We start from the raw sequence: 5,167 nt of genomic DNA, 5'->3' as shown, positions 1-5,167 counted from the left end.
CGCCAGCTGCTCGTCGGTGAGCGCCCAGCCGCGCGCCCGCACTTCGCGCAGCGCGGCGGCGCGCTCACTGGCGTCCGGCTGCCAGCGCGGCACGATGCCCGACCGGCTCGGCTCGGCGAGCACCCGGTCCACCTCGGCGGACGGCAGGGCGGCGAGCAGCACCTTGCCGAGCGAGGTCTGCATTGCGGGGAACCTGGTTCCGATCGTCACCGCGAGCGTCACGATCTTCGGCACCGCGACGCGTGCAACGTAGACGATGTCAGAGCCGTCGAGCTGAGCGATCGACGACGACTCCCTGGTACGCGCGACTAGCGCCTCCATGTGCGGCCTGGCTACCTCCCACAGGCCGCGGGACAGCACATAAGACATCCCAAGATCGAGTACCCGCGGCGTCAGCTCGTAACCGCCCTCCACCTGCCTGACGTAGCCGAGTTCCTCGAGGGTCTTCAGGATCCTGCGGGCCGTCGGACGGGGCAGGCTGCTGGCCGTCGCCACCGCGGCCAGCGACATCATCGGCCGTCCTCGACCGAAGACGCGGATCACGTCGAGGCCGCGGGCGATCGCCTCAATGAAGTCTGGACTGCTGTCCCGACGAGCCACGTCGCCTCCCGGCGCTGGTGCCTGTTTCGCACGTCCCCCGCACTGTAGCGCTTATGTCCGCATGGCGGACAGACCGGCGCTCTTCGCGTCCCTGGCACGGCAGTTCAGCACTCTTGACACAATGACCGTTAAGGGACAGTGTTCCGATCAGGCTTCTGGCGACCGACTGTCGGACGTTCGTCCGCACACCCACCTCACAGCGGAGGTTTCCTCATGACCACAGCGGGACCGCAGCCGGGTCAGCCGGTGGTGTTCCGGAACGCGACCGTGCTCACCATGGACGACTCGCGCACAGTCCTCACCGGCGCGGATGTGCTGACCGACGGCGAGCGCATCGCCGCGGTCGGCCCGAACCTCGCGGTGCCCGAGGGCACCGCGGAGATCGACGCGACCGGCGGGATCGTCATGCCCGGCATGATCGACACCCACCGGCACATGTGGCAGACGGCCATGCGCGGATACGGGGCCGACTGGACGCTCACCCAGTACTTCGTCTACTACTACCTGACCTGGGGCAAGAAGTTCCGTCCTGAGGACTACTACGCGGGCAACCTGCTGTCGGCCATCGAGGCGATCGACGCCGGCGTGACCACCAGCGTGGACTGGTCGCACGGGCTGCAGACGACCGAGTACGCGGACGCCGCGGTGGACGCCCTGGAAGCGGTGCCCGGCCGGTTCGTGCTCGCCTACGGCAACATCCACCAGGGCGCCTGGGAGTGGGCCACCACGCCGGAGTTCCGCGACTTCTATAACCGCCGGATCCAGGGCAAGGGCGACATGCTCGGCTTCCAGATCGCCTTCGACCTGCCCGGCGTCGAGGGCTTCCCCGAGAAGGCCGCCTTCGACGTGGCCCGCGACCTCGGCGTCGCGGTGACCACCCACGCCGGCGTCTTCAACGTCACCAGCGACGTCGGCATCAATCAGATGTACGACGGCGGGTACATGGTCCCCGGCACGATCTACGTGCACGCGGCCACGCTGTCCGCGGACAGCTACCACAAGATCGCCGCCACCGGCGGGTTCGCCTCGATCTCCACCGAGAGCGAGTGCAACGCCGGCCAGGGTTACTCGCCCACCTGGAAGCTGCGCAGGTACGGCATTCCTGTCTCGCTGTCGATGGACACCAGCGTCTGGTGGAGCGGTGACCTCTTCAGCGCGATGCGGGCCACGCTCAACGCGGACCGCGCGATGGAGCACTTCGAGGCGCACGCCAGCGGCGCTGGCGTCACCAACCACATCCTGCGGGCCGAGGACGTCGTCGACTACGCGACTCGCGGCGGGGCGAAGGCGCTCGGCCTCGACTCGGTGGTGGGCAGCGTCGAGGCGGGCAAGAAAGCCGACCTGGTGCTGATCAAGAACGACAACTCCCCGGTCAGCTTCCCCGTGCTGCACCCGTACGGCCACGTGGTGTTCCAGGCGGGGCGCGGCGACGTGCACACCGTGCTGGTGAACGGCAAGGTCGTGAAGTACGACCACAAGCTCGTCGGCGTGGACCTGGATCACGCCAAATCGGCCATCGAGTCCACGATCGAGTACCTCAAGGCCGAGCACGGCCCGGAGGAGTGGGACAAGGGCATGCACCCCGAGATCCCCGAGCACGAGACGCTGGCCAACCCGTACACCTACCGGGAAGACGTCTCGGCCTGGAAAGAGTCCGAGTAGCCGATTCCGGTGAAACACTGCGCCGGGCCAGCGGGGTTCGCTGGCCCGGCGCCGTTCTGGATAATGCTTTTGTGACCGACTCTCCCGCTGAATCCCCTGTGCTGTCGGCGGCGGAAACCAGCGTCGCAGAATCGCTGCTCGCCGAAGCGTGGGGGAAGGCGGTGGCAGTGCGTTCCGCCGAGACGATCTGGGGGCGCAGCCACATCGTGCGGTTGCGCCTGGCGGATGCTGACGGCAGCGTGGTGCTGAAGCGGCGCAGGTCGGAGAACTTCGGCGGCCGCGTGCGCGGCTTCGCCGCGGAACTGGCCACGCTGGAGTTCCTGAACGCGGAGGAGACCGCTGTCGCGCCGCGGCTCATCGGCGCTTCCGCGGATCTCCTGCTCATGGAGGACCTAGGACCTGGTTCGTCACTCGCCCATGCGCTGCTGGCCCGCGACCGCGACCGCGCCGAAGCGGACCTGGCCGCGTATGCGCGGGCACTGGCCACGATGCACGCGTGGAGCATGGGCAGGGCCGCCTCGTTCAGCTCGGTGCGGGTGCGCCGTCGGTGCCGGCCGGGCCGGAGTGGCCGGGACCGCGTCGCGGAGGGCAAGCAGCCGCTGCTGGAGGTGGCTGTGCGGCTCGGGCTCTCGGTCGAGGGCGCCGACGCCGAGATCGGCTCACTAGACGGGCTGATGCACGGCTCTGGCTACACCGGGCTCGTGCACGGCGACCCGTGCCCGGACAACACGCACATCGCCGGCGGCAGCTGCCGGATCTTCGACTTCGAGACCGCGGGGTGGGGGCCGCTCGCGCTGGACGCCTCCTACCTGCTGGCACCGTTCCCGAGTTGCTGGTGCTTCGCCTCGCTGCCCGCCCCGGCGGCCGGCCCGGCGCTCCAGGCGTACCGCGACGAGATGAGCGGCGCTGGCGTTGAGCTTGATGATTCGTGGGAGGTGGCGCTGACCGCCGTCCTGGCGGGGTGGGTGGTGGCCCGCGGGGCAGGGATCGGCCGGGCGCTGGAGAAGGACAGGGACTGGGGGACGACCACCATCAGGCCGCGAGTGCTGACCTGGCTGGGCAGCTTCGTCGACGCGGCGGCACGGGTGGACGAGCTACCACGGCTGCGCTCGCTCGCTTCGGCCTTGCGCACGGTCCTGCGCGATCGCTGGCCGTCGGCGGTCGCACCGTCCTATCCGGCGCTGGCGCGCCCTGGCGAGCCGCTGGCGCGGGTGCCCCGTGAGTGGCCGTCGAGCGATTAGCGCGCTGAGCACAGTTCGGTGAGCCGGGGCCAGAGGTAGCCGAGTGCCTCGTTGACCTCCATCGCGGCAAGGCGCTCGAGCTTGCCGTCTTCCGCCAGCCGGCGGGCTAGATCGACGCTGGGTCCCTCGCCCAGTTCGCGCAGCGCTTCCTCGTAACGGGGCCGCCTGACGCCCATCCTGGACATCAGGGCGCCGAAAACGCCGAGCTCGTCGCTGCGCGGTCCCTCTCTGGCCGGCTGCGCGCGCTGCGCCTCGCGCGGCGACAGCATGGCGAAGTCGTGGCAGCCGTCCCAGTAGCGGTCCGCCCCGGCGAACCGGACCGTGGCGATCGGGCCGAGCCTGATGGCGGCCGCGCACTGCAGGCACGGCTGGAGGGTGGTCGAGAGAACCAGGTTCCGCTGACTGCGGAACGGCAGCCGGGCCAGCACGTTCATCTCCGCGTGGGCGAGTGCCGAGCCGAAGATCTCGCCGGCCGGGCCGTCCTTGTCGTGCACGCGGTTGCGGGCAGCGTGGACGATCGTTCCGTCTTGGCTGGACGCGACGGCGCCAACGGGGATGTTCCCGGCCCGCAGCGCCGCCCACCCCTGCCGGAACGCCTCCCGCCACGGCTCGTCCAGGTCCGCCCACACCTGTGCCGCGGTCGCTTGGCTGGCGCGCGTGACATCCACCAGGCCAGTCTGGCGCTGTTGGCCGCCGCCGAACAGTGCTCAGGTCCGCGCCGTGAAGTCACCGGGCTGCCAGCTGCCGTCGAATGCGGGCGCCTCGGGTCCGTAGATGCGGAAGTAGCAGAACCAGCCCCGACCTGGGACGGTCTGGATCCAGCGGTTGGCGGCTCCGTCCGGTTCGGTGGGCTCAGAGGGGCCGAAGTACAGGTCCACGGAATCGGCGCCGTCCGGCGCGATGTCCTCGAACAGTGACCGGAGCGCGGCTTTTCCCTGGCCGGTGGTGACCTCGGAGCGGGTCTTGGCGTCGTAGCAGGTGACGGACCAGAACAGGCTCGCGGGCACCGGCAGCGGGACGGTGAGCTTGTAGTCGCGTCCGCCGTCGAGGTAGGCGCCGGCGGCGTCGCGGCAGGCGAGCCAGTACAGCGAGCCCTGCCCGACGGCGCGGCGGAACATGGCAGGGGACGCGACGATGGCCTGGGCGAACCAGCGGTCTCGCGCCTCCACGTCGAGTGATCCCGGACGTTCGAAACTGCCGTTCTCCGGGCGCAGCCCGACCCATTCCCAGGCTCGGCCTGGCCAGACCATGCGGTCGGCGCGGCGGGACGCGAACGCCGAGACGAGCATCTCGTCGCGGCCCTGGGCGGCGGCGAGGGCCAGCAGCCGGGCGGTATCGGCCGATGGCCGGAACGGCTGTCCGGCCTCGATGCCGAGTTCCGCCAAGGTGCCGAGCATGGTACGCATTTCCTCGACTGGCGGCTCGGCGTCGATCACCTCGTGCAGGATTCGCCAGAAGCCGAGGTTGTCTTCCACGGCCAGTGGCGTGGTGTCGACCTCCCTGTCGGTGGCGTCGGTGAACGTGTACTCGCCTGGGTCGCCGCCCTTGAGCGGGTAGACCCGTACGGAGGTGAGCAGCTTGACCGCCGCGTCCAAGTCACCGCCAAGCGGCAGGGCACGCAGCGCCAGCAGCACGAGCCAGGTGTCCGAGCGGGCCGCCAGGTA

The 5,167-nt window shown here is 70.1% G+C and carries 5 protein-coding genes; 2 read left to right on the top strand and 3 right to left on the bottom strand.

Translation table 11 applies throughout. The features are described 5' to 3' along the window. The coding region (locus tag WA805_RS30260; RefSeq protein WP_425244031.1) for an IclR family transcriptional regulator domain-containing protein at positions 1 to 600 on the bottom strand (600 nt) is incomplete at its 3' end. A 213-nt stretch (positions 601 to 813) separates the two neighbouring features. On the opposite strand from WA805_RS30260, the gene WA805_RS30255 reads away from it, so the two are divergent. After that, positions 814 to 2,262: an amidohydrolase family protein gene (locus tag WA805_RS30255; RefSeq protein WP_425244030.1), complete on the top strand. Its 1,449-nt coding sequence runs from the start codon at positions 814 to 816 to the stop codon at positions 2,260 to 2,262. Positions 2,263 to 2,333: 71 nt separating this feature from the next. After that, positions 2,334 to 3,503: an aminoglycoside phosphotransferase family protein gene (locus WA805_RS30250; protein ID WP_425244029.1), complete on the top strand. Its 1,170-nt coding sequence runs from the start codon at positions 2,334 to 2,336 to the stop codon at positions 3,501 to 3,503. Here the strand turns inward: WA805_RS30250 and WA805_RS30245 are convergent. Beyond that, positions 3,500 to 4,171, bottom strand: coding sequence for a hypothetical protein (locus WA805_RS30245; RefSeq protein WP_422279175.1), 672 nt, complete (start codon positions 4,169 to 4,171; stop codon positions 3,500 to 3,502). The two genes, WA805_RS30250 and WA805_RS30245, sit on opposite strands and share 4 nt — an antisense overlap. A gap of 39 nt (positions 4,172 to 4,210) precedes the next feature. Continuing rightward, a partial coding sequence (locus WA805_RS30240; RefSeq protein ID WP_425244028.1) for a DUF1214 domain-containing protein occupies positions 4,211 to 5,167 on the bottom strand: 957 nt, incomplete at its 5' end.

Source organism: Trebonia sp. (assembly GCF_049794275.1).
Taxonomy (GTDB): Bacteria; Actinomycetota; Actinomycetes; order Streptosporangiales; family Streptosporangiaceae; genus Trebonia.
This window is presented reverse-complemented; position numbering and strand designations above follow the sequence as displayed.